The sequence below is a fragment of the Eggerthella sinensis genome, from assembly GCF_003339815.1.
Taxonomy (GTDB): Bacteria; Actinomycetota; Coriobacteriia; order Coriobacteriales; family Eggerthellaceae; genus Eggerthella; species Eggerthella sinensis.
On the sequence record NZ_PPTT01000013.1, the window covers coordinates 36,139 to 60,677 of the forward strand.

19 protein-coding genes are annotated in these 24,539 nt (G+C 65.0%); 12 read left to right on the plus strand and 7 right to left on the minus strand.

What is annotated here, in order from left to right; genetic code table 11:
* Position 1: 1 nt before the first annotated feature.
* The 3 genes from C1876_RS08760 to eno all read left to right on the plus strand — a co-directional run bounded on the left by C1876_RS08760 (position 2) and on the right by eno (position 3,899).
* Positions 2 to 1,531 (plus strand): LuxR C-terminal-related transcriptional regulator, encoded by a 1,530-nt coding sequence (locus C1876_RS08760; RefSeq protein ID WP_114546346.1) that lies wholly within the window; start codon positions 2 to 4, stop codon positions 1,529 to 1,531.
* 45 nt (positions 1,532 to 1,576) lie between these two features.
* A complete protein-coding gene (locus C1876_RS08765) occupies positions 1,577 to 2,467 on the plus strand; it encodes a type II TA system antitoxin MqsA family protein (protein WP_274542568.1) in 891 nt (296 codons plus the stop codon).
* A 139-nt stretch (positions 2,468 to 2,606) separates the two neighbouring features.
* On the plus strand, positions 2,607 to 3,899 hold the full coding sequence (eno, locus tag C1876_RS08770; protein WP_114546347.1) for a phosphopyruvate hydratase: 1,293 nt from the start codon (positions 2,607 to 2,609) through the stop codon (positions 3,897 to 3,899).
* A 76-nt stretch (positions 3,900 to 3,975) separates the two neighbouring features.
* On the opposite strand, the gene C1876_RS08775 is transcribed toward eno, so the two are convergent.
* Positions 3,976 to 5,862, minus strand: coding sequence for an MFS transporter (locus C1876_RS08775; protein ID WP_114546348.1), 1,887 nt, complete (start codon positions 5,860 to 5,862; stop codon positions 3,976 to 3,978).
* A gap of 262 nt (positions 5,863 to 6,124) precedes the next feature.
* On the opposite strand from C1876_RS08775, the gene C1876_RS08780 reads away from it, so the two are divergent.
* On the plus strand, positions 6,125 to 7,381 hold the full coding sequence (locus tag C1876_RS08780; protein ID WP_114546349.1) for a molybdopterin molybdotransferase MoeA: 1,257 nt from the start codon (positions 6,125 to 6,127) through the stop codon (positions 7,379 to 7,381).
* 12 nt (positions 7,382 to 7,393) lie between these two features.
* On the plus strand, positions 7,394 to 7,876 hold the full coding sequence (locus C1876_RS08785) for a MogA/MoaB family molybdenum cofactor biosynthesis protein (RefSeq protein ID WP_114546350.1): 483 nt from the start codon (positions 7,394 to 7,396) through the stop codon (positions 7,874 to 7,876).
* A 10-nt stretch (positions 7,877 to 7,886) separates the two neighbouring features.
* On the opposite strand, the gene C1876_RS08790 is transcribed toward C1876_RS08785, so the two are convergent.
* The 4 genes from C1876_RS08790 to C1876_RS08805 form a co-directional block, all read right to left on the minus strand.
* On the minus strand, positions 7,887 to 8,741 hold the full coding sequence (locus C1876_RS08790; protein WP_114546351.1) for a dimethyl sulfoxide reductase anchor subunit family protein: 855 nt from the start codon (positions 8,739 to 8,741) through the stop codon (positions 7,887 to 7,889).
* A complete protein-coding gene (locus C1876_RS08795) occupies positions 8,738 to 9,361 on the minus strand; it encodes a 4Fe-4S dicluster domain-containing protein (protein ID WP_114546352.1) in 624 nt (207 codons plus the stop codon). The genes C1876_RS08790 and C1876_RS08795 overlap by 4 nt, the downstream gene beginning before the upstream one ends.
* 231 nt (positions 9,362 to 9,592) lie before the next feature.
* Positions 9,593 to 10,228 carry a 4Fe-4S dicluster domain-containing protein gene (locus C1876_RS08800; protein WP_114546353.1) on the minus strand — a complete coding sequence of 212 codons (636 nt, stop codon included), beginning with the start codon at positions 10,226 to 10,228 and terminating at the stop codon, positions 9,593 to 9,595.
* A 15-nt stretch (positions 10,229 to 10,243) separates the two neighbouring features.
* Positions 10,244 to 12,679: a DMSO/selenate family reductase complex A subunit gene (locus C1876_RS08805; protein ID WP_114546354.1), complete on the minus strand. Its 2,436-nt coding sequence runs from the start codon at positions 12,677 to 12,679 to the stop codon at positions 10,244 to 10,246.
* A gap of 220 nt (positions 12,680 to 12,899) precedes the next feature.
* Between C1876_RS08805 and C1876_RS08810 the strand changes: the two genes are divergently transcribed.
* The 4 genes from C1876_RS08810 to C1876_RS08825 all read left to right on the plus strand — a co-directional run bounded on the left by C1876_RS08810 (position 12,900) and on the right by C1876_RS08825 (position 17,897).
* Positions 12,900 to 14,450 (plus strand): helix-turn-helix domain-containing protein, encoded by a 1,551-nt coding sequence (locus tag C1876_RS08810; protein WP_114546355.1) that lies wholly within the window; start codon positions 12,900 to 12,902, stop codon positions 14,448 to 14,450.
* A gap of 61 nt (positions 14,451 to 14,511) precedes the next feature.
* Entirely contained in the window at positions 14,512 to 15,915 is a 1,404-nt protein-coding gene (alr, locus tag C1876_RS08815; RefSeq protein ID WP_114546356.1) for an alanine racemase, read from the plus strand.
* Between the two features lie 14 nt (positions 15,916 to 15,929).
* Positions 15,930 to 16,577, plus strand: a complete 648-nt coding sequence (locus tag C1876_RS08820) for a uracil-DNA glycosylase (RefSeq protein ID WP_114546357.1) — start codon at positions 15,930 to 15,932, stop codon at positions 16,575 to 16,577.
* Between the two features lie 174 nt (positions 16,578 to 16,751).
* Positions 16,752 to 17,897: a Fic family protein gene (locus tag C1876_RS08825; RefSeq protein ID WP_114546358.1), complete on the plus strand. Its 1,146-nt coding sequence runs from the start codon at positions 16,752 to 16,754 to the stop codon at positions 17,895 to 17,897.
* Position 17,898: 1 nt separating this feature from the next.
* Here C1876_RS08825 and C1876_RS08830 read toward each other — a convergent pair whose 3' ends face one another.
* Positions 17,899 to 18,822 (minus strand): magnesium transporter CorA family protein, encoded by a 924-nt coding sequence (locus C1876_RS08830; protein ID WP_114546359.1) that lies wholly within the window; start codon positions 18,820 to 18,822, stop codon positions 17,899 to 17,901.
* Between the two features lie 318 nt (positions 18,823 to 19,140).
* Between C1876_RS08830 and C1876_RS08835 the strand changes: the two genes are divergently transcribed.
* The 3 genes from C1876_RS08835 to C1876_RS08845 all read left to right on the plus strand — a co-directional run bounded on the left by C1876_RS08835 (position 19,141) and on the right by C1876_RS08845 (position 22,853).
* Positions 19,141 to 19,980 carry a sulfide/dihydroorotate dehydrogenase-like FAD/NAD-binding protein gene (locus C1876_RS08835; protein WP_114546360.1) on the plus strand — a complete coding sequence of 280 codons (840 nt, stop codon included), beginning with the start codon at positions 19,141 to 19,143 and terminating at the stop codon, positions 19,978 to 19,980.
* 1 nt (position 19,981) lies between these two features.
* A complete protein-coding gene (gene gltA, locus C1876_RS08840; RefSeq protein ID WP_114546361.1) occupies positions 19,982 to 21,472 on the plus strand; it encodes an NADPH-dependent glutamate synthase in 1,491 nt (496 codons plus the stop codon).
* Between the two features lie 73 nt (positions 21,473 to 21,545).
* Positions 21,546 to 22,853, plus strand: coding sequence for a bifunctional folylpolyglutamate synthase/dihydrofolate synthase (locus C1876_RS08845; protein WP_114546362.1), 1,308 nt, complete (start codon positions 21,546 to 21,548; stop codon positions 22,851 to 22,853).
* 38 nt (positions 22,854 to 22,891) lie between these two features.
* Here C1876_RS08845 and C1876_RS08850 read toward each other — a convergent pair whose 3' ends face one another.
* A complete protein-coding gene (locus C1876_RS08850) occupies positions 22,892 to 24,373 on the minus strand; it encodes a helix-turn-helix transcriptional regulator (protein ID WP_114546363.1) in 1,482 nt (493 codons plus the stop codon).
* Between the last annotated feature and the right edge of the window lie 166 nt (positions 24,374 to 24,539).

Sequence of the window (24,539 nt, forward strand, 5' to 3'; positions counted from 1 at the left end):
TATGCCGAACGAACACGTGCGCAATCTTTTTAACGCGCCGAACGAGCGGCAGAGCGTCGTGTCGAGCGTGTATCAGTCCGCGGCAGGTCGCGGCTTCGTCGCGCTGATCAGCGCCTGCTATATGGCGTGGATGACCGCTTGTTGCATGGGCCCGGCGGTGGCCGTGCCGCTGGGAGGCGGCGGGTTCGCCAGCGTGCCGGCGTGGTCGGGACCGCTGCTGGCTACGGCGGTGGCAAGCACGGCGGTGGCGGTGTGGTTCAAGCGCACGCGGAAGGTGCCCGACAGCCCGTCGTGGCTCGTGGCGCTCGCCTCCATCATGACGCTGGCGGCGTCGGTGCACCTCGTGTGGGCGCTCGACCGCTCGCTGCCGAGTGCGGCCGATGCAGTGCTGTATGCGCTGATGAGCGTGCTGACGGGAGCGGGCGTGGCGCTGTTTCGCGTGGAGATCGACCGGGTGTTCGGCTGGATTGGCACGCAGCAGACGCTGTATCAGGGCATGCTGGGCACGCTCGTGGCGCTGCTGCTGGTAACGGTGGGGTTCGCGGGGTTCGAGGAGGGGGCACTCGGCCCGATGGTGTTGTACGGCATGGCGCTCGTGCTGCCCTTCGTCACGCTGTTGCTGCTGCGCCGCGTCGTGCGGGCCTTCCCGCGCGTGCGCTACTACCAGCATGGACGCGACGTGCCCCTGCCGTTTCCGACGAAGTTCGTGGCCACCTCGGCCGTGCAGGGCGTGGCGGCCGGCGTGCTGTACGTGAGTCTGTTCATGTTCGGCGTGCCGGGGACGGGGTCGACAAATGCGGCCGTCGGCCAGATTGCGGCCGTGGTGCTGCTGTTCGCGACGCTCGTGTTTCTGCGGCTCGACTTCAACCGGTTCATCTACAAGGTGGCGTTCTCGTCCGTGGCGGTGGGGTTCTTGCTGCTGGCTGCTTTGCCCGCCGTGCCCGAGCTGGGGTTCGTGGTGCTCGCGGCCGGGTTCTGCTATCTCGACCTCGTGCTGTGGAGCCTGGGCGCCTGCCTCATGAAGAACATGGGCCTGCCCGCGACGTGGGTGGCAAGCTGTCCCGGTGCGGCGCTGTTCTCCGGGGCGCTCGTGGGCGGTGCGGTGGCCTGGGTGTTTCTGGACGGGCGCCCCTATTCCGAGTCGGCGATGCTGGCCAGCTTCGTGGCGTGCTTCCTGTTCGCGTGTGCGCTGTTCCTGTCGAGCGGCAGCAACCTGAAATACGGCTGGGGTACGGTGCTGCCGGGCGAGGGCGGCCTGGAGTCGGGCGACTTGGCAGGGCTCGTGCGCTTCGTGGCCACGGAGCGCGAGGTGACGCAGCGCGAGACCGACGTGATGCTGCTGCTGGCGCAGGGCAAGACGCGCCGCGCCATCTGCGAGGAGCTCACCGTGTCGCCCGACACGGTGAAAACCCACGTGCGCGCCATCTACCGCAAGCTCAACGTGCACTCGCAGCAAGAGCTCATCGACCTCATCGTAGCCGAGCGCGAACACCTCGTAGGCGACGGCGAAGGAGAGAACGGCATCAAATGATGTGAAAGGGATAGCTTGCGGTGAGGTGGTGTGCTATAGCATCTGATTTGTCCGAAATGCGGGGAGTCTATCGGATGGGCTCCCATCGTCGACAAAGGCTTCGAGAAGATGTATCGGGCGTATCGGACGAAGCTCGATATTCCTCAGCCAGAGGAAATCGTGATGTTGCGCAAACGGTACGGGCTTTCTCAGCGGGTATTTGCCGCAATTCTCGGCATCGGGGTGGCGAGCTTGCAGCGGTACGAGCGGGGGAGCTTGGCCACCGACTCGCATGCGCAGCTTTTGCGCAGTGCTCGGGACCCTCGATTTCTCAAGAAGCAGCTCCTGTCGAACCCGAAAGGGTTGAGCGAGGCCGAGTGCGAGAAGGCGTTGGCGAAGGTGGAGTCGGTGGGGTTTGAGAGCATCGACTACGCCATCGTGCGGCTCGACTTGTTGGACGGCCTGCCGCGCGCGGCGTCGGCCGAGACCGGCATGCGTGCGTTCGACGCCGATCGGCTTCGGGAGGTGGTGGCGTATCTCGCCGCGCACGTGTCCGACCTGTATCGGACGAAGCTCAACAAAGTGCTGTTCTACCTCGACTTCGCGTCCTATCGCGACCGCGGGGAGGGTTTCACGGGGCTGCGCTACGCCAAAGCCGAATACGGGCCCGTTCCCGATCAGTACGAGCTGATCATGGCGGCGCTCGTCGATGACGAAGCGCTGTCTCTGCACGAGCAAGGGGAGGGACAGGTGGTCATCGCGCGGCGCGGTGCCGATCTTTCCGCGTTCTCGCCGTCGGAGGTGACCCTGCTCGATGCCGTGTGCGCGTTCGCGAACACGTTTGCGTCGACTTCGGCGTTGTCGGAATTCTCCCACGGGGAGCCGGGGTGGAAGGACACCGAGTTGGGCGGGTTCATCGGCTATGGGTACGCGTCGCGCTTGCAGTGGGAAGGGTAACGGGTTGTTTGCCGTTCGTCGTTGTGGTTGTGGGAAACGCGCGGGAGTACGGCCGCTGCGCTTCCGACGTGCTATGATTACCGCGAAGTGCATCTTTGCCGGGAGCGGCAAAGCGGAAGAAACCTACTAGGAGGCATGCATGAGCGTCATCATCGATGTGTTCGGTCGCGAGGTTCTCGACTCGCGCGGCAACCCGACCGTGGAAGTGGAAGTGGTGCTGGAGGATGGCGCGTTCGGCCGTGCCGCCGTGCCGTCGGGCGCTTCGACGGGCGCGTTCGAGGCCGTCGAGCTGCGCGACTGCGACAAGGGTCGCTACCTCGGCAAGGGCACGCTCGATGCGGTTGCCCATGTGAACGAGGAGATCGCCGACGCGCTCATCGGCCTTGAAGCCGACGATCAGCGCACCATCGACGATATCATGCTTGAGGTGGACGGCACCGACAACAAGGGTGCCCTCGGCGCGAACGCCATTCTGGGCGCGTCGCTGGCCTGTGCGAAGGCCGCGGCCGAGTCGGCTGAGCTGCCGCTGTACAAGTACGTGGGCGGCGTGAACGCCCACCTGCTGCCCACGCCCATGATGAACATTCTCAACGGCGGCGTGCATGCCGACAACAACGTGGACTTCCAGGAGTTCATGATCATGCCGGTGGGCGCCAACTCGTTCGCCGAGGCGCTGCGCTGGTGCGCCGAGATCTACCACACGCTGAAGAAGGTGCTGCACGACGCCGGCCTCGGCGGCGGCGTGGGCGACGAGGGCGGCTTCGCCCCCAACTTCACCACGAACGAAGAGCCGCTCGAGTACGTGACGAAGGCGTGCGAGGCTGCCGGCTACAAGCCCGGCGTGGACATCATGTTCGCCATGGATCCGGCTTCCACCGAGTTTTACGACGCCGACAAGAAGAAGTACGTGCTGGCGGGCGAAGGCCGCGAGCTGACGAGCGCCGAGATGGTTGATTACTGGGAAGCGCTTGTGAACAAGTACCCCATCATCTCTCTTGAGGACGGCATGGCCGAGGAAGACTGGGACGGCTGGAAAGAGCTCACCGACCGCATCGGCGACCGCGTGCAGCTGGTGGGCGACGACCTGTTCGTCACGAACTCGAAGCGCCTGGCGAAGGGCATCGAGATGGGCTGCGCGAACGCCATCCTCATCAAGGTGAACCAGATCGGCAGCCTGACCGAGACGCTCGAGGCCATCGAAATGGCGAAGCAGGCCGGCTACGCCTGCGTCATGAGCCACCGCTCCGGTGAGACCGAGGACACCACGATCGCCGACCTGGCCGTGGCTGTGAACACGGGCCAGATCAAGACTGGCGCGCCCTGCCGCTCCGACCGCGTGGCGAAGTACAACCAGCTCCTCCGCATCGAGGAAGAGCTTGACACCGCCGCCCAATACGCCGGCATGAACGCGTTCTACAACATCAAGCGCTAACTGCCTCGCAGGTTGAACCTGCTGTCATGATTGAAGCGGCCTCGGGATATCCCGGGGCCGCTTCGCGTTGGGGGGCTTATGCGCGTTCGACTTCGGCGTATGAGGCCATGAGCTGGCGCACGACGTCGCTGCGGCTGATGGTTCCCACGAGCGCGCCGTCGCGGATGACGGGCGCTTTCTTGATGCGCTTCGCGCTGAGCGTGGCGCACGCATCTTCGATGGAGGCGTTGAGGGGCACGCACACCACGCTGTCGGTGGCGAGCTCCATGACGTTGAGCTGCGCGACTTCGCTCAGGCGCTGCGAGAATTCCTCGTCGTGCCGGTAGATGGCCAGGCCGTACGCCAGGTCGTAGCCCGTGGGCTCGTGCACGGTGAGCGCCTTCATGATGTCGCCGTCGGAGATGAAGCCCACCACGCTGCCGCGTTCGTCCACGACGGGCACGCCGCTCGTCTTGCGCTCGATGAGCACGCGCATGGCGTCGAGCACCGAAGCGGTTGCCGGGATGGTGAACGCGTCGCGCTTCATGACGGCGTCGATGCCGGGCTCGACGAGGGGCGTTGTCGATGCGTCAGCCCGGGGTTCGGAGGCAACTCGTGCGCGCCGCGCGTAGACGAACGACGCTACGAGCCCGATCGCGGCTACGACGGCGGCCACGGCCACGGCGGCCGAGAAGCCGTTTGCCTGCGCAGAGACAGCGGATGCGCCGCCCGCTGTGGCTCCGGCGGCGGTCGACGACAGCACGCCGATGAACAGCGAGGGCCCGATACAGGCTGCCACCTGGATGAACGTGTTGATGATGGCCACGCCGTGGGGGTTCTGCTCGGGCTCGAGGGTTTGCAACCCGGCCGTTTGCGACGGCGAGAAGATGAAGCCGACACCCGCGTACACCACCACGGAACCCGCCAGCACCGCCACCCATGACATGCCGGGCGCGACGAGGCAGATGGCAAGCTGACCGGCGGCGATGAGCGCGAAGCCGCACGGCAGCAGCGGCCAGATGCCGCGGCGATCCATCGTGCGCCCGCCCAGCAGCGCGGTGGCTGCGTTCACGAGGATGGGCGCCAGCAGCAGCGCGCCCGACGCGAGCGCGGTCATGCCGAGCGCTCCCTCGAAGTACAGCGGCAACAGCACGCTCATGGAGAACGTCGTCATCATGGCCACCACCACGAGGCCGCACGCGGTGGAGAAGCGCGGATTGCGCAGGGGCCGCAGGTCGAGCAACGGATTCTCGAGACGGCCTTGCCGCACCACGAACCATGCGATGCCGCACGCGCCCACTGCGAGAGCGCCCATCGCGACCGGTAGGTTCGCGGTGATGGTGGACAGGCCGTACACGAGGGCGAACAGGCCGACGGCCGAGAGGGCCACGGACACCACGTCGAGCTTGATCTTCTCCGGCTCGGCGATGTTCTTGATGCACACCGCACCTGCGAGGGCCAGCACGCTGACGAGGACGGCGGCCGGCACGAACACGCTGCGCCAACCAAACGCGGTTACCATCAGGCCCGATATCACCGGGGCGAACGCGGGGCCGAACGTGATCATGCAGCTGCCGATGGACAGGTACGTGCCCAGGCGCTTGCGCGGCGCAACCATCAGCACCGTGCTCATCATGGCGGGGATGAAGATGCCCGTGCCCACCGCCTGCGCCAGGCGCGCGGCAAGCAGGAGGGGGAAGGTGGGCGCCGCGAGACACGCCAGCGAGCCTCCCACGAGGAAGAGGGCGGCTGCGAAGAAGAGCGTGCGCAGGCGCAGCCGTTTGAAGAGGAATGCAGTGACGGTCACGATGATAGCGGTGACCACCATGTAGCCGGTGACCAGCCATTGGGCGGTATCGGCTCCCACGGAAAACGTGCCCATAATGCTGACGAGGGCGACGTTGATAATGTTCTCGTTGAACGCGGCGACGAATGCGCTGCCGTACAGCACGGCGAGCATCGGCATGACGTTCTGCTTACTCATACAAAGGAATTCCTTTCTTGTCGGGACACACGTCGCGGCCGCAGCAAGAAAGGCGAGCGGCCGCACAACTGGACTTACGTTGGTGCAACTGCTCGTTGTTAGTAACGATTGTACGCGATGGCAGGCCTTGCCGCGCAATATCTCCATGACTGCACGCGTCTCGTGGAAGGTTCTCGTAGCTAAGTATACTGGGGACGCTATAATTGACGGCGTGCAAGAATGAGGCGGGCGATCCGCGCCATCGCGAAAGGGATATGCAACCATGCCGGAAATGATCTCACTTGAGGAAGCGCGAGCCCTGGTGCTGGCGCATGTGTCTGCGCTGCCGGTTGAAACCGCGCCCGTGCTGGAGGCGGTGGGCCGCGTGGCGGCCGCCGATCTGAGCAGCGACATCGACGTCTCGCCGTTCGCCCACTCGGCGATGGACGGGTTCGCCGTGCGCGCCGCCGAGCTGGCGCACGCCAGCGCCGAGGCGCCGGTGGAGCTCGACGTCGTCGCGGAAATCGCGGCGGGCGACGTGTTCGAGGGCGTCATCGAAGCGGGTCAGTGCGTGCGCATCATGACGGGCGCGCCGCTGCCCGAGGATGCCGACGCCGTGGTGAAGTACGAGATCGTGGACGTGGTGACGGGCGACGGCAAGCCCGGCAGCCGCGTGGCGTTCACCGCGCCCGCCGCCGAGCGCTCGAACGTGCGCGACGCGGGCGAAGAGGCGAAGGCGGGCGAAGTGGTGGTCGAGCAGGGCGAGGTCATCGGCTCGGCCGGCGTCGGGTTCCTGGCCAGCTGCGGCATTGTGAACGTGCCGGTGCATCGCCGCCCCCGCGTGGCGGTGATCGCCGTGGGCTCCGAGCTGGTCGATCCCACCGAGGTGCCCACGCGCGGCAAGATTCGCAACTCGAACAGCTACGCGTTGGCCGCATGCGCGCAGGCCGCGGGTGCCGTGCCGGTGATCCTGCCCATCGTGGAGGACACGCAGGAGGCCCTGGCCGCCGCCGTGTCCGCCGCCACCGAGCAGTACGACTTCGTGGTGACAAGCGGCGGCGCCTCGAACGGCGACTTCGATTTCATCAAGCCCGTCGTCGAAGAGCTGGGCGAGCTGCTGATCACCACGGTGAACATGCGCCCCGGCAAGGCCCAGACGTTCGGCATCGTGAACGGTACGCCCGTGTTCGGCCTGCCCGGCAACCCCGCGGCCGCCTACGTGGGCTTCGAGATGATCATCCGTCCGGCGCTGCGCAAGATGCAGGGCTACACGCACTTCGAGCGTCCGTCCGTGATGGCGCAGCTGTCGCGCGACGTGAAGAAGAAGGACCCGCGCCGCATCTTCCTGCGCGGCACGCTGTACAAAAACGACGAGGGCGCCTACGTGGTGGCTCCGGCGAAGAACCAGAGCTCCGGCCTGTTCGGCGTCATTCAGCGCAGCAACTGCATGGCCATCCTGCCCGAGGGCCTCGAGTCGCGCACGGCCGGGTCGCTCGTGCAGTGCGTGCTGCTCGATGTGAACGAGGAAGTCAGTCTGTAGAAGGAGCTTTTCATGTCCGAGAACCCTATCAGCTTCGCCATCATCACGTGCTCCGACACGCGCAGCATGAAGGAGGATACGGCGGGCGCCGCACTCGAGGCGCTTATCGCCGAGCAGGGGTGGGAGTGCAAGAGCCACGTGGTGGTGCCCGATGAGCGGCCGTTCATCGCGTCGGCCATCGTGCGCGCCTGCGACGAGCAGGACGTGGACATTGTGCTGACCTGCGGCGGTAGCGGCTTGTCGCTGCGCGATGTGACGCCCGAGGCCACGATGGACGCCTGCGAGCGCAACGTGCCCGGCATCGCCGAGGCCATGCGCGCCCACTCGTTGGCCATCACGCCGTACGCCATGCTGTCGCGTGCGCTGTGCATGCAGCGTGGCCGACACCTCGTGATCAACCTGCCGGGCAGCGAGAAGGCCGCACGCGAGAACTGGGACGGCGTGGTGAAAGCCCTGCCGCATGCCGCCAAGATGATGGCCGGCGGCGGCCACTGAGCCGACGCTCCTAAAAACCCACCGTCATGTGCAGGTGGTAGAACACGAAGCGCGTGACGAAGACGGCGGCCAGCACGAAGATGCTGGCCGCTATGCGGAGGGCGAGCGTGGTGCGCCGCGATTGGACGCGCTTGAGCGACAGGCCGGCGGCCGCCACGCCGAGGGCCCCGAGCACGAGGTGGATGACGATGGCGCTCGGATAGTGCGGCACGAGCGAGCTGGCCGAGAACTCGTTGTTCACGATGGTTTCGAGGCTGGCTTGGTGCATGACGAGCACGGCGGTGCCCACGATGAGCGCCGCCGCGGCAAGCACGATGAGCGCGACTTCCAGGGCGTGCGGGCGCACGCGGGCGGTTTCCATGAACAGCAGGCCCAGCACGGGGCCGGCCAGCAGCGCCGACAGCACGAGGTTCGCCGGCGTGAAGGCGGTATCCCAGGTGGGAACCGTGTCCACGCCGTATGCGACCGACGTGCACGCGATGAGCCCCATCCCCGCGAGGCAGGCGAGCGCGATCCACGGCTTGGCCACGGCATCGCTGAAGTGCTCCTTGAACGCCATCATCCAGTACGAACCCACGAGGAACAGAAACGCGACCGCGCTCAGCACTTCGTTCGACAGGGGCGAGCGGCCGATGCCCGAGAACACGTGCAGCGCGTTCGCCGGCGTGCCGAGGTGGGTGGCCGAGGCGATGAAGCCGGCCAGCACCACGCTGAACGGCAACGCGATCATGCGGTCGATGCGCACGGCGGCAGCGTGGTCGTGCGATCCCAGGCGCACGAGCGCAAGCGCGAGGAACGCGACGACGCCCGCCGGTGCGAGCGACGTGAACAGCGCGAGCGAGAAGGCGTCGAATCCGCTCGTCATAGGTGGATCTCCGTCCGGTTGACAATGCTGCCGCCCTGTTCGACCGCGCGTTGAGCGGCGGGCGAGGGGAGGATGAGCAGGTTGGGATGCGTGGCTCCCTCGTCGGGCAGGGGGAGGATGGAGCGCACGGTGTTCGGGTGGCGGCTCGCCAGCTCGGAGCCGGTGCCGAAGTCGAGCGCGCGCACGGGGCACGCGTCAACGCAGATGGGCGGCTTTCCCTCGGCGACGCGGGTGCGGCAGCCGTCGCATTTCGTGCTGCGCTTCAGGTGCTCGTCGATGTGGGGCGCATGGTAGGGGCACGCCATGGTGCAGTAGCCGCAGCCGATGCACTTGCGCGCGTCGGGCCACACGAGTTCGAGCTCGTCTTTGTGCATGGCGCCGGTGGGACACACGCGCGTGCATACGGGGTTGTTGCAGTGGTTGCACGAGATGGAGAGGTGGTAGGCGAACGCGTCCTGTGAAAGCTCGCCCTGCGCATCGCGGTGCCATGAGCCGCCCTCGTAGTCGATCACCATGCGAAACGCGAGGTCGGGACCGTGGTCGTGGTAATCCTTGCACGCCAACACGCAGGTTCTGCACCCGGTGCATCGCGTGTTGTCATAGAAGAATCCCCGTGGCATGGCGTCGCTTTCAAGTTGGTGATGTGGTGGATGATTTTAGCATGGCGGGAGTGGGTGCAACCTGTGGCGTGGAGTTCTCTCCCTTATGGCGCTGCGCGAATCGTGCTTGATGGTGAGACGTATGCAGCGCCTTTTGGGCGATCCCTGGGTTCGCCGAATCGGCGCTGGGCGGGCTTGCTGGTTCGCAAGATCCGCCCAGCGCCATGGAGGGGAAGGGGTGGTGGAAAGTCCCTACGCGACGCCCGTCACTTCTTTCTCGTTGGCTATCGCGCCGGTGGTGTCGCCCGGGTCCTTTGCGGCCGGGCACGGCAGGATGGCGATGGACGGCGTGGTTTGGTCGGGGGCGGGCATGGGGGCGATACCGGCCACGGTGCCGCTGTGCTTGGAGCGCAGCTCGTCGATGTCGCCGAACTCGAGGGCGCGCAGGGGGCACGCCTCAACGCAGATGGGGCTCTTGCCTTCGGCCACGCGCTCGGCGCAGCCGTCGCATTTCACGCCCTTGCCCTTCTCCTTGTCCACGATGGGCACGTTGTAGGGGCAGGTGGTGACGCACACGCCCGCACCCGTGCACTTCTCCTCGTTGATGGCGACGAGGCCCGTTTCGGTGTCCTTCTCGATGGCGCCCTGCGGGCACTTGGCCATGCACGCCGGCATGGCGCAATGCTGGCAGCCCAGCGACACGTGGTAGGCGAACGCGTCGGAGACGTAGGTGCCGTCGCCGGTATCGGTCCAGGCGCCGCCTTCGTAGTCGTACACCTTGCGAAACGCGATGGTGGCCGACAGGTCCTTGTAATCCTTGCACGCCATCTCGCAGGTGCGACAACCCGTGCAGCGCGTGCTGTCGAAGTAAAATCCGTACTGAGTCATGTGATCCTCCTCCCGTTAGGCCTTCGTGATTTCAGCGATCATGGAGTGCGCGGGGCCGTTGCCCTTGGCAAGCGGCGTCGGCTTGTACGTGGTCAGCGTGTTCACGCACGCGCCTTCGTCCACGCGATCGCCGTTCATGTTCGCCTTGTGCCACGCGCCCTGCGGGATGCCGATGGTGCCGGGAATGATGCGCGACGTGACCTTCGCCTCAATGCGGATTTCGCCGGCGGGGCTCTTCACGGCCACCGTGTCGCCGCTGACGATGCCGCGCGACTCGGCGTCGGCCGGGTTGATCCACAGCTGCTGGCGCGCCACCTGCTCAAGCTCGGGAATGAAGCCGAACGAGGAGTGGGTGCGGCTCTTGTGGTGGAAGCCGGTGCAGTACAGCGGGTATTCGTCGGTCACCGCGCCGTAGCCCTGGAAGCCGGGCATGAACACGGGGATGGGGTTGATGACCTCGTCCTCCTCGAGCTCCCAGGTGGCGGCAATCTCGGCCAGCTGCTCGGAGTAGATTTCGATCTTGCCCGACGGCGTGGACAGCGGATTCTTCTCGGGATCGGTGCGGAAGTCCACGAGGCCGATGGCCGGCTCGAGCGCGCGCTTGTACACGCCCTGTTCCTTGATCTCGTCCCAGCTGGGCATATTTTTGTCGGCTGCGGCGCCCGCTTCGTAGAGTTCCTGAATCCACTCTTCCTGCGTCTTGCCCTCGGTGAACACGTCCTTCTTGCCGAACTTGTCGGCGATGTCGGCGCACACGTCGTAGCTCGAGCGGCACTCGCCCGGCGCGTCCTGCGCGGGGCCGCCCACGACGACGGCCGTGTAGTACTCGGAGTAGCCCTGCGTCTGCATGTTCAGCTGCTCGGAGCGCATGGCGTCGGGCAGCAGGATGTCGGCGTACTTCGCGGAGTCGGTCATAACGGTGTCCCACACCACGATGAACTCGAGCTTGCTCTCGTCCTGCAGCACGTCGTGCGTGTAGTTGATGTCGCCGTGCTGGTTCGTGATGCAGTTGCCCGCGTAGTTCCACAGGAACTTGATGTCGCTGTTCAACTTGTCGGCGCCCACGATGCCGGCATTCGTGGCGGTCATCTCCTTGCCGTGATCAACCGCGTTGATCCACTGGTACACGGGGATGGCCGTCTTGATGGGGTTCTCGAACGGCAGGCTGCCAACGAGGTACGTGGGCGGCTCGGCCTCGCGCTGACCGGTGTTCGTGCCGGGCAGGCCGATCTGGCCGATGAGCACGGGAAGCATGCAGATGGCGCGCGCGGTGTCCTCGCCGTTCGTGTGGCGCTGCGGGCCCCAGCCCTGGCAGATGAACGGCGCTTTGGCGGCGGCTATCTCGGCTGCCAGCTCGCGGATGCGGTCGGCGGAAATCTGCGTGATGGGGGCGGCCCACTCGGGGGTCTTCTCCACCATGTCGTAGCCGGTGCCCATGATGTAGTCCTTGTACGATTTGTTCTGGCCCTTGGCGGACTCGGGCATGGTGTCCTCGTCGTAGCCGACGCAGAACTGGTCGAGAAACTCCTTGTCCACCTGGTCGTTCGCAATCCACTCGTGGGCGATGGCCGACACGAGCGCGGCGTCGGTACCGGGGCGGATGGGCTGCCACTCGTCGGGATGGCCCGAGCACGACTCGTTCATGCGGTAGTCGATGTTGATGATCTTCCCGCCGCGGCCGGTGACGGATTCGCGCACCTTCGCGAAGTCCCACACGGCGTTCGCGCCGCCCATGCGGGTTTCCGCCGGGCTGTTGCCGAACATCACCACGAGGTCGGATGCGCGCTCGGCCTCGGAGAACGAGGAGGCGTGCACGTTGTCGTACGGGCTGCACTTGCTGCCGTACATGAAGGGAAGCGCCACCTGCAGCATGTGGGTGGAGTAGTCGTACGCCTGGTTGATGTAGCCGCCCAGCAGGCTGAGCAGGCGAAGGCCCGGCTGCTTGCCGGTGGTGGAGTACATGCCCGTGGCGTAGTTCACGTAGATGGCTTCGTTGCCGTACGTGTCGATGGTGTACTTCAGCTTCTCGGCGATGGTGTCGATGGCCTCGTCCCAGGAAATCTCCTCGAACTTGCCTTCGCCGCGCTTGCCGACGCGCTTCATGGGCTTCGTCAGACGGTCGGGGCTGTTGATCCAGCGACGCATGGAGCGGCCGCGCAGGCAGGCGCGCGCCTGCAGGTCGACATCCCCCGTGTTGTCGGATTCCATGTAGACGATCTTGCCGTCCTGGGAGTGCCACTGGAAGATGCAGTTGCCGCCGCAGTTGACGTTGCACTGGCTCCACGAAATCTGATCGGCCGGCGCAGCAGCGCCCTCGCCGCCGGCTTCCTGCTCGCTTTTCGGCGTGCAGCCGTACAGCGCGGTCGATCCGGCAGCGCCCGCAAGCGCGAGGCCTGCAAGCGATCCCTTGACGAACGTGCGGCGCGACAACGTCGATTCGTTCATGGTCATAGTTCCCTCCTCTAATTCCGATTGTTCCTCTCGCCTTTTCAAAAGTACCTGAAACAACCGGGAGACGAATCACACTCGTCATGTGATTTAAGAACAAAACCCCAGGTGGGACGAATGAGGGTGAGAGGTTTTCTGGCCATAAGGGATGGCGGGAGCCCCTCCATTTGATAGTATGGCAGATGCGACGACGGGCCGAGCGGGGAAGTGGAAGGGGGCGCTCATGGCACAGACCGCACATCGCACGCATGTGTCCAGTTGGGGCTACGCCTGCTTTCTCACGGTGAACGCCACGTCCATCTGGGGCGGCGTATTCCCGTTTTTGCCGCTTGAATTCCAAACGGCGCAAATCACGCTCACCTTCTTTCTTGCGCAAGCGCTCGCGTTCGGCGGCGCGTTCGTGGCAAGCATGTTCGGCTCGTACTACTTCCCGCGCGGCGCGCGCGTGATGCTGGTGTCGCTGAGCGCCATCCTCGTGTTCGCCGGGTCGGCCTGCCTCATCGCGGCCATGTACGTGTCGGCGATCACGCTCGTGCTGGTGGCGGGCGGCGGCGTGCTGCTGGGCATCGGGTGCGCGGGCATGTTCATGCTGTGGCAGCGCTACTTCGCCTCGCTGCCGTCGGCCGAGGGCAACCTGCGGCTCATCGTGGGCACGGCCATCGCGCCGCTCATCTACTTCGGGCTGTACCTCGTGCCCATCGCGCTGACGGCCTTCCTCATCCCGCTCGTGTTCGTGCCGCTGTGCGGGCTGTGCATCGCGCTGTCGGTGCGCGAGATGCATATCGACCAGCCCATGTTCGAAGACGTACCTCAGCAGCATCCGCGCGTGTACCGGCGCGTGGTGTCCGACTACTGGCGCAACGCGCTGTGCGTGGGCTCGCTCGCGTTCGCAAGCGGCGTCATCCGCGGCATCGCGCTGCTGCACGAGGAAATCGGGGCGGTGGTGAACAGCGCGTCCATGCTGGGATCGCTCGTGTCGGCCGTGGTGCTGCTGGTGCTGTGGTACCGCATGAGCTTCCGTTTCGGGCTCACCTCGGTGTTTCGCGTGGTGTACCCGCTCATCGTCACGGGATTTTTGCTGCTGCCCTTCCTGGGCGCGGGCTACCTCAACCTGTTCGCGGCGCTCACGTACATGGTGTTCTCGCTCGTGCAGATGCTCATGATGATGCAGTGCGCGCAAATCTCGCGCGACCGCGGCATCAATCCCGTGTTCATCTACGGCTTCTTCGGCGGCGTGGCGTACATCATGCAGAGCGGGGGATTCTTGCTGGGATGGGTGAGCGACTTCATTTCGGTGGACGGGCGTGCGTGGCTGTTCTTCGTGGCCATGGTGTCGAGCTATGTGCTGGGGCTCACGCTGCTTGCGGCAACGGGCACCCTGTTCAAGCCGCTCGTGGCGAAGGGCACGGTCACCATGGAGCCCATCGAGTTCTTGGCGAACGGCGAGCCGCGTCAGCAGAAAGCGGCGAAAGGGGCGAAGGCGAAAGCGGACAAGCCCGCTGCGAAGCGGCGGCGCAACCGCCCGTCGGCCTCCGAGGACGCCGGCGTCATTCGCGATCGCACGTCGAAGCAGTGTCTCGTGTTGCAGGAGGCGCATGGGCTGTCCACGCGCGAGACGGAGGTCATGGAGCTCATCGCGCGCGGCAACAGCATGGCTTCCATCGCCGAGCGCCTTGTGATCAGCGAAAACACCGTGCGCACCCACGCGAAGCACATTTACACGAAACTCGACATCCACCGCCGCCAAGAACTGCTCGACATGCTGGGGGAGTAGGGGCGCGTCAGGGAGAGCGGGAGTGCTATACTGATGCCCGATCGACTGAAAGGCATGGAGCATGGCACAGGATCTTCCCAACGGATTCACCGGTTTCTCGCAGCGCAAGCCGAACGGCTTCGTGTCCGCGAGCTCGGCGATAGGCACGCCTCGGTACGTCGGCGGCCAGCAACCTGCGAACAACGCGGCAAGCAAGGGCGCGTACGAAGCGGCGACGGCAGCGTTCAGCTCCGGTGCGGAAGGCGCCTTCCAATACGCGCGCGATCACGCGCGTCCCGACGGCGAGTCGGCCCAGTTCGACCCCGATAAGCTGCGCCTCATTCCCGCCATCGACCGCCGATGGGCGTGGACGGAAATCGACCTCAACGCCATCCGCCACAACGTGAGCTCGGTGCGTCAGCGCGTCGACAACGGCGTGCGCCTCATGGCGGTGGTGAAGGCCGACGGGTACGGTCACGGTGCGGTGCGGTGCGCCAAAACCGCGCTCAACTCCGGCGCCGACTACCTGGGCGTCGCCACGGTGAACGAGGCCATCGAGCTGCGCGAAGCGCTGGTGAACGCGCCTATTCTCATCCTGTCGCAGCCGCCCGAGACGGCCATTCCGCTGCTGCTCGCCTACAAGGTCATGCCCAGCATCTACACGTCCGAGTTCGCCATCCAGTACGCTGAGGCCGCCGACGCGTTCGGCGTGCGCGCCCCCTACCACCTGGCGGTGAACACGGGCATGAACCGCATCGGCGTGCGCCACGACGAAGTGGTTGAGTTCATGGGGCAGGTGAGCTTCCATCGCGCGCTCGACCTCGTGGGCACGTTCACCCATTTCGCCACGGCCGATTCAGTGGAAACGCTCGACTTCCAAATTCAGGTGAAGCGCTTCATCGAGGCCATCACCGCCCTGCGTGCAGCGGGGGTCAACCCCGGCATCGTGCATGCGGCGAACTCGGCGGCGGCCATTCGCTATCCCGACGTGCAGTTCGACATGGTGCGCCTCGGCATCGGCATGTACGGCTTGCATCCGTCGCCCGTCACGCGCTCGATGATCGACCTCCGGCCCGCCATGAGCGTGCATGCGCGCATCACCGACGTGCGCACGGTGCCCATGAGCGACGGCGTGAGCTACGGCATGAACTACCGCAGCCCCGGCAGCGTGAAAATCTGCACCATTCCCGTGGGGTACGCCGACGGGCTGGCTCGCGGGTTGTCCGGTCGCACCGACGTCATCCTCAAGGGACAGCGGTGCCATCAGGTGGGCAATATCTGCATGGATCAGTGCATGTTCGAGGTTGACCTGCGCGTGTACGGCAGCCGTCGCCGGCTCGACCCGATGATTGGCGACGAGGTGCTGCTGGTGGGACGCGAGGGCGACTCCGTGGTGACGCTCGACGATATGGCGAATGCGCTGGGCACCATCAATTACGAGGTGGCGGTGGGCTTTTCGCTGCGCATGCCGCGCCTGTACGTGTAAGAAGGGGGATCGCTATGACGAAGCCGCATGTTCCGCTCGACGAAATCCGCGCACAGGTTGAGGCGTGCCGCAAGTGCCCGCTTGCCGATGGGCGCACGCAAACCGTGTTCGGCGTGGGCAATCCCGAGGCGCGCGTGCTCATCGTGGGCGAGGCGCCGGGCAAGAACGAGGACCTGCAGGGCGAACCCTTCGTGGGCGCGGCCGGCAAGTACCTCAACGAGCTGCTGGCCGTGGCGGGGCTCACCCGCGACGACGTGTTCATCGCGAACGTGCTGAAGTGCCGCCCGCCGGGAAACCGCGATCCGCGCCCCGAGGAAATCGAGCTGTGCACGCCCTACCTGCGCGAACAGACGCGCACCATCGACCCTGAGTTCATCGTGACGCTGGGCAACTTCTCCACGAAGTTCATCCTGAAAACCGACATCGGCATCACGCGTTTGCATGGCACGGTGCAGCAGGCCGGCAAGTTCAAGGTGTTCCCCATCTTCCACCCGGCCGCCGCGCTGTACGACGGCTCGAAGCGCGAGGCGCTCGAGAACGACTTCGCCACCCTCGGCGAGCTGCTGCGTGCAAGCGCCGCCGCCCGCGCCGAAGCCGCAGCCGCTGCGGAAGCCGCCGCAGCCCCCGAGCCCGAGCACGTGGAGCAGCCGCATTTGCTATAGTCGTAGCCTTATCGTGCTTTTCGAGGCGCTAACGAAAGTTCTCTTTCGTTAGCGCCTCTTTTCTTCTCTTAACGAAAGAAAATCGATGATTTCTTTCGTTATTCGTCTTTTACGAAAGATATGTACGATAGACTTTCGAACATTGTCTCGTTATGCGTGAAAGGGTGGCAAACGATGGAGATATCGAACCGTTCAGGACGGTACGTCATGCAGCCGAGCGGCTATCGTGCGTTTGTGCCCAACCCTCTGCCTCCTGAGCCTCCGCTTGTGTTCTCGTCTGAGTTGATGAGCTTGCTATCCGAAGCTGATCGCAAGTTGGGCAGGCTTGATGGCGTGACGCAGGTTCTTCCCAATCCCGACCTGTTCGTTTCGATGTATGTGAAAAAAGAAGCGCTTCTCAGTTCGCAGATCGAGGGCACACAGGCGTCCCTCCAGGACGTGCTTGCCATCGAGGAAAGCCGTCTCAACGACGACACCCTTGAGGTCGCGAACTATATTGAAGCCATGAACTTCGGGCTCGACCGCTTGCGTGAATTTCCTTTGAGCCTTAGGTTGCTTCGCGAGATTCATGCGCGATTGTTGGCGACTGGTCGGGGAAGCGAGCGAACGCCCGGAGAATTCAGACATTCGCAGAACTGGATCGGAGCCCAAGGATGCACATTAAACGAAGCGGCGTACGTTCCGCCTGCGGTTGAGGACATGCACCAGGCGCTCGGGGATCTCGAATCCTTCTTCTATAGCCACACGGATCTGCCGACGCTCGTCAAAATCGGCCTCATCCATGCGCAATTCGAGACGATCCACCCGTTTCTTGATGGAAACGGCCGAATGGGGCGCTTGCTCATCGCTTTTTGGCTGTGCAATGAGGGAGTGCTTTCGAAACCGGTTTTATATCTGAGCTATTTCTTCAAGCGGAATCGGCAGGAATATTATGATCGACTCATGGACGTGAGACGGAAGGGCGCTTGGGAGGAATGGCTTGCATTCTTCCTGCGGGGCATTGCGCAGACGTCTGAGGAAGGCGTTGCATCTGCGAAAAAGATCATCGCTCTGCAAAACGACGGTATCCGGCGCATCAACGAAGCGCGTTTGAGCGCGAACCACGCTGCATTGCTTGACCGTCTCTTCGAGTCGCCTTCCATCACGAAGCAAAAAGCGGCGAGGGTGCTGGCGGTTTCCGAACCTACGGCGAAGAGCGTAATCGACAATCTGTGCGCGCTCGGCATTCTCAAGGATGCGACGCCTCGCTCGCAAAGAAACAAGCGCTTCGTGTTCCAGCCTTACTTGGATATTCTTGAGCCGGGGACCGATCCTTTGTAAGCTATAGCCACTTCTTGCGCTTGAAGATGATGATCTCGATGACCACGATGATGGCCGACACCACGATGATGGTCTCGTAGCCCCATCGCCAATCGAGGCCGGGCATGTTCGCGAAGTTCATGCCGAACCAGCTGGTGAGCAGCGTGAGCGGCGCGAACAGCGTGGTGATGACCGTGAAGAACTGCATGGTGTTGTTCTGCTGCAGGTCGATTTGCGTCTGGTAGAGCTCGCGCAGCTGCAGGCTGTACTCCTTGAGCGTGAGCGAGCGCTTCAACAGGCGTTCGGCCTGGCGCTCGAGCACGAGGAACAGGCGGCTTTCCTCGTGGGTGAGCAGCTTGTTCTCGTTTTCGGCAATGCCGCTGGCCATGTCCACGAGCTGCTGGTAGTACGTGTCGATGCGCAGCAGCTTGCGGCGAAACGTCAGCATGGTGCGCGTGCTCGCGTCCATGCCGCGGTCGATGATGGCCTCTTCCACGTCTTCCATGCGATCTTCGAGATCGGCCAAAAACGCCAGGTCGTTCTTCACGAGCAGCTTCATGAACTCGAACAGGCAGTGGGCCACCGTGGGCTTCTTCACGATGTGGTACGACGCGATGGTGTCGAGGATGCGCACGCACGTGGTGCCGTCGTCGAGGAACACGAGGTGGGTGGCGTCGAGGTAGAACGCGAAGCACAGCGGGTCAGACAGCACGTGCTCTTTGTCGGGCACGGCGAAGGAGCCGATGAGGCAGTGCGGAAACACGTCGAGGTACGTGTTCTCCACCGTGGAGATGGAGCGCAGGGATTCCTGCATGTCGGGGCTGAGGAAGCGCGCCTCGGTGATCTCCTGCGAGCTGAGCACCTCAACCACCGGTTGATCGATGGCGATGGGCGTGGCGGCGGGCGCGGGCTCGAGATGATTTTGCAGCAAGTATAGGTGGGCCATCGGGCGTTCTTTCACGTGAAGCGCGGGTGGTCGCACCCGCGAGCTGGGCGATTCCTCAGCTTACCACGCAGCATTTCACGCGTGAATCGGCTGCGTGCGCCCGTTAGGCGATTGTTGACGGGGCCGGTGGGCGGCGTCTGGCGGCCGTCGGCGGCCGCGCGGGGGAACCCTTCTCGTGGGAATTCTTCCGCTGGCCGTATGGAAACACGCTCGAAACAAAGGTGCGGCGGCGCATTTGCTATACTGGCGGCCACATCTACACGAAACGGCACCGTTCTTGGTGCTGCTTTTGTATCTGAGACGAGAAGGGCAGACGACGTGTATCCCATCGAACAGGTAGAGGCGCTCAATCCCGAGGTGACGCGCATGGTGGTGCGGGCGCCCGAGATTGCGAAGAAGATCAAGCCGGGTCAGTTCATCATGCTGCGCATCGACGAGGTGGGCGAGCGCATCCCGCTCACGATGAACGATTGCGACCCGGAGGCCGGCACGATCACGATCATCTTCCAGGCGGTGGGCGCAACCACGATGCGTCTCGCTCAGATGAAGGCGGGCGACGCGCTGCTCGACTTCGCGGGACCGCTGGGCAACCCCACCGAGCTCGAAGGAGCGAAGCGCGCGTGCGTCATCGGCGGCGGTTTGGGCACAGCCATCGCGTTTCCGCAGGCCAAGTGGCTGTACGAGCACGGCTGCGAAGTGGACGTCATCACCGGCTTCCGCAACGTGGACCTCGTGCTGTTGGAAGACGAGATCGACGCGCACTCCACGCGCCAGATCATCATGACCGACGACGGCTCGAACGGCAATAAAGGCCTGGTCACGCAAGCGCTGCAGCAGCGCATCGACGAAGGCGCCGACTACGACCTCGTGCTGGCCGTAGGACCCGTCATCATGATGAAGTTCGTGGCTGCAACCACCAAGCCGTACGGCATCAAGACGCTCGTGTCCATGAACCCGCTCATGATCGACGGGACGGGCATGTGCGGCGGCTGCCGCGTGAAGGTGGGCGACGAGTACCTGCACGCCTGCGTGGACGGCCCCGACTTCGACGGTCATCTGGTGGACTTCGACGACGCCATGCGCCGCGGCGTCATGTATCGCACGTTTGAGAGCGCGGCTCGCGAAGGACGCGACTGCAACGAAGGGGAGGGGGCGTAACATGGCGCGGATGAGCTACGAAGCGAACAAGCAGAAGACGCGCGTCCCCATGCCCGAGCTCGATCCTGTCGAGCGCGCGAAGACGTTCGACGAGGTGGCGTTGGGATACAGCGAAGAAGAGGCGGTGCTCGAGGCGCGTCGCTGCATTCAGTGCCCGAACACGCCGTGCGTGAGCGGCTGTCCCGTGGGCGTGCCCATCCCGCGCTTCATCGAGCAGGTGGCGCAGGGTAATTTCGCCCGCGCCTACGCCATTGTGAAGAGCGCCAACGCGCTGCCCGCCATCTGCGGCCGCGTGTGCCCGCAGGAGTCGCAGTGCGAGGGCGTGTGCACCCGCGGCAAGAACGGCGAACCCGTGGCCATCGGCCGCTTGGAGCGCTTCACGTCCGACTGGGCGTTTACCCACCCGGACGAGGCGAAGCGCGCGATGGACGAGCTGCGCGAGGAGTGCGCCGCGGGCGACGAGGTTGCCTGCAGCATTTGGCGCAGCGCGGAAGGCGCGGTGTCGAAAGACCTCGCCGGCAAGCGCGTGGCGGTTATTGGCTCGGGTCCGGCATCGCTGACCTGCGCGGGCGAGCTGGCGAAGCGCGGATGCGATATCACCGTGTTCGAGGCGCTGCACAAGGTGGGCGGCGTGCTCACCTACGGCATCCCCGAGTTCCGCCTGCCGAAGGACCTCGTGCAGCGCGAGGTGTCGAAGCTGGGCGACAGCGGCGTGTCGTTCGAGACGAACGCGCTGGTGGGCAAGCTGTACGACATCGACGAGCTCATGGAAGAACGCGGGTTCGACGCCGTGTTCGTGGGCACGGGCGCGGGGTTGCCGGCGTATCTGGGCATCGAGGGCGAAGGCCTCAACGGCACCATGGTGGCCAGCGAGCTGCTGACCCGCGTGAACCTCATGAAGGCGTACCGCTTCCCCGAGTACGAGACGCCGGTGTACGCTGGCAAAAAGTGCGTGGTGGTGGGCGGCGGCAACGTGGCCATGGACGCCGCGCGCACGGCGCGACGCCTCGGGGCGGAGGTGACCGTGGTGTACCGCCGCGGGCGCGAGGAGATGCCGGCCCGCGCGGAGGAGATCCACCATGCCGAGCAGGAGGGCATCGAGTTCCAGCTGCTCACGAACCCGGTGCGCGCCCTCGGCGACGACAAGGGGTGGATTTCCGGTCTCGAGTGCGTGCGCATGGAACTGGGCGAGCCCGACGCGAGCGGACGCCGCCGTCCGCAGGAGGTGCCGGGCAGCGAGTTCGTCATCGACATCGACATGCTGGTGATGGCCGTGGGTTCCAAGACGAACCCCCTCATCGCGAAGACCACGCCGGGGCTCGAGGTAACGTCGCGCAACCTGATCGTGGCCGATGAGCGCACGTGCGCCACGTCGAAGCCGGGCGTGTTCGCCGGCGGCGACACGGTCATCGGCGCCGCCACCGTCATCCTCGCCATGGGCGCCGGCAAACGAGCCGCCGCCGGCATCGGGGAGTATTTGACGCAGGGCTAGACCGAACATCGTCGTTTACGGGAACGAGTGTTTCACGTGAAACACTCGTTCGTGTTTTTTTGGGAGGCTGGGTATGTCGTTCGATCCGATTGCGTACATCAACGAACCGCGCTGGATGGAGTCTCGCTTGGGGCTCGACCGCGTTCGCGACCTGCTCGACCGCTTGGGTCGGCCGCAGGACAAGCTCAGGTTCGTGCACGTTGCCGGCACGAACGGCAAGGGGTCGACGTGCGCCTACCTCGCGTCCATCCTGCAGGCGGCGGGTCTGCGCACAGGGCTGTTCACCAGTCCGTACCTCATCACGTTCGAGGAGCGCATTCGCGTCGACGGCGCCAATATCACGCTTGACGAGCTGACCGAGACGACCCTGCTCGTCAAAGAGCAGGCCGAAACCATGCCCGACCATCCCACTGAGTTCGAGCTCATGACGGCCGTGGCCCTTACGCACTTCGCGCGGTGCGCCTGCGATATCGTCGTGCTCGAAGTGGGCCTCGGAGGACGCCTCGACTCCACGAACGTCATCGCCGCGCCCGATGTGGCCGTCATCGCGCGCATCGGCCTCGACCATACCAAGCTGCTGGGTACCACGCTCGGCGCCATCGCGGGCGAGAAGGCCGGCATCATCAAGCCCGGCTCGCGCGTGGTGACGTGGCCGCAGGAGCCCGAGGCGCTCGCAGCCGTCGAAGCGGCGGCCGCATCGTGCGGCGACCCGCTGACCATGCCCGACTTCGCCCGCTTGCAGGTAAGCGACGTGGAATGGGACGCCCCCGGCGGGCCGACGCGCCCCTTCTCGTACGGCCGCCATATTCGTCTGCGCACGAAGCTGCTGGGAACGTACCAGCCGGCGAACGCGTCGCTGGCCATCGAGGCGGCGGAAGCGCTGTGCGCGTGCGGGTGGAGCATCTCGGACGAGGCCATCGCGTCGGGCATCGCCGCGGCCGCATGGCCCGGCCGCTTCGAGATCGTGCAGGCGGGGGAGAGCGCGCCCGCCATCGTGGTGGACGGCGGGCACAACCCGCAGGGGGCGCAGGCGCTGGCGGACTCGCTGCGCGACGTCTTCCCCGGTCGCAAGCCCGTGTTCATCATCGGCGTGCTTGAGGACAAGGACTATCCCGCCATGTTGGAAACGGTGCTGCCGCTGGGGTCGGCGTTCGTGACGGTGACGCCTGACAACCCGCGCGCACTGCCCGCGGCCAATCTGGCGCGCGCCGTCCGCTGGACGGGGCAGGACATGCTGGGATGCTCGGCCTGCGTGAGCCCCTCTGTTGCGCGCGACATGGCCGACGCGCTCGCGAAGGCCCGTGAACTCGCCGGCCCGCAAGGCCTCATCTGCGCCTTCGGCAGCCTCTACTCAGTAGGCGCCCTGAAAGAGCTGCTCTAGCGCGAATCGCACGTCCTTCGAGCCTGCCGCTTTCGCTGCTACTTTTGTGCGTGTTCCTGTAGCAGGTCGATGAGTTCTTGCTTGGAGTGGACGTCGAGTTTCGCGTATACGTTCTTCGCGTGGGTGCGCACGGTGTTCTCGGAGAGGCACAGCGCGTCGGCGATGTAGGCCTTGCTGCGCCCTTGCGCGATGAGCAGCGCCACCTCGGTCTCGCGCTCGGACAGGTCGAACGCGTCGCGAAACCACGCGTGCGCGTTCTGATCATCCTGCGTCTCGGGCAGTGCCGCCGGAGCGTTGCCGGGACTCGCGGTTGTCGCGGGCGTCCGTCGCACGCGCGCCTCGTCTTCGGTGAACAGCGGGCGCACGCGCAGAATGCCGTCCGACAGCAGCAGCGCCATGCTTGCCGCCAGTGCAAACACCACGATGCCGATGACGGCCGTCACCGCGTACGACGATGCGCCCACCGCTCCCAGCACCACGATGAGCACGCGGCCCGCATCGCGCGACAGCACGCGCGCGGCCCAGGCGAACCCGTACACGGCGTACACGTCGGTGGTGGTGTGGCGCGCCACGTCCTGCAGCGTCACCCACAGCACGCCCAGCATGAGCGTGTCGGCGATGTTCACCGTGGCAATGGCGAGCCCCGTGAAGTGTCCGGGAAACACCGACAGGATGAGCATGCCCACGGCCACGAGCATGATTTCGATACGCCACAAAAACGAGAAGCTCAGCCGCTTGTTCTTCACGATGAACCACCAGATGATGAACAGGCTGATAATCACCACGCCCATCTGATGCACGGTGCGCTGAAACGCGTCCATGGGCACGGGCTCGCCTGCGGGGAAGCCCCGCGAGATGCCCAGCGCCAGCCCGAACACCGCAAGACCGCCGAAGATGAACAGCATGGTGGTACGCGGCTCTTTGTCGTACACGGGCTCGGGCGTCGCCTGCGCTCCCACATCCACCTTCATGGCACGCTGATAGCACAAAAGCGCGATGGCCGGCATGAACATGCTCACCGTGTAGCTGAGCGCCTCGGGCGCGAAGCTGAGCGCGAGCCCGCCGAGCGATCCGAGCGCCAGCGACAGGAACCCGTACAGCACGGCTTGGCGCAATCCCAGCCGCACGTAGGCTGCCGTCCACATGCCGCCGCCAAGCGCCCCGCCGATGCCGGCGCACACGCTTGCCACCGCCAGGATTTCGACGGCGCCGGTTTCCTTGCCCGCCAAGATGAGCACGGTGGAAAACGTCATGACGGCAAACCCGAGCCACGCCACCGCGGTGCGCCCGCTCTTGGAAAACGGCTTGTGCAGCGCAATAGCCGCGCCGATGACCATGACCAATCCGTATGCGAGGTTGTTGACGATGGTGAACAGCCCGTCGTCGCTCTGCGTGTACGAAGCGAACAGGTTGACCTGCAACCACACGCGCGTGGCGGCAAGGCCTAAAAACGACGGCAGAAACGCGCCGGTCAGGGCGAGTAGCGAGTTCGTTCGAGCGGCTTCGCTCGCAGGTGCCATCCATCCTCGATTCATGCAGGGAATACGGTAGGGCAATAAGTATATACGAGCGCGGCCGAACGTGCGCCTGGGCGCGATGCTCCCCCTCACACCTTCCGGGTGAATCTGGGCGCCCTCGTGCGGTTTTCACCCGGAAGGTGGCTTCTGGTCTGCGCGTACGGCGCGT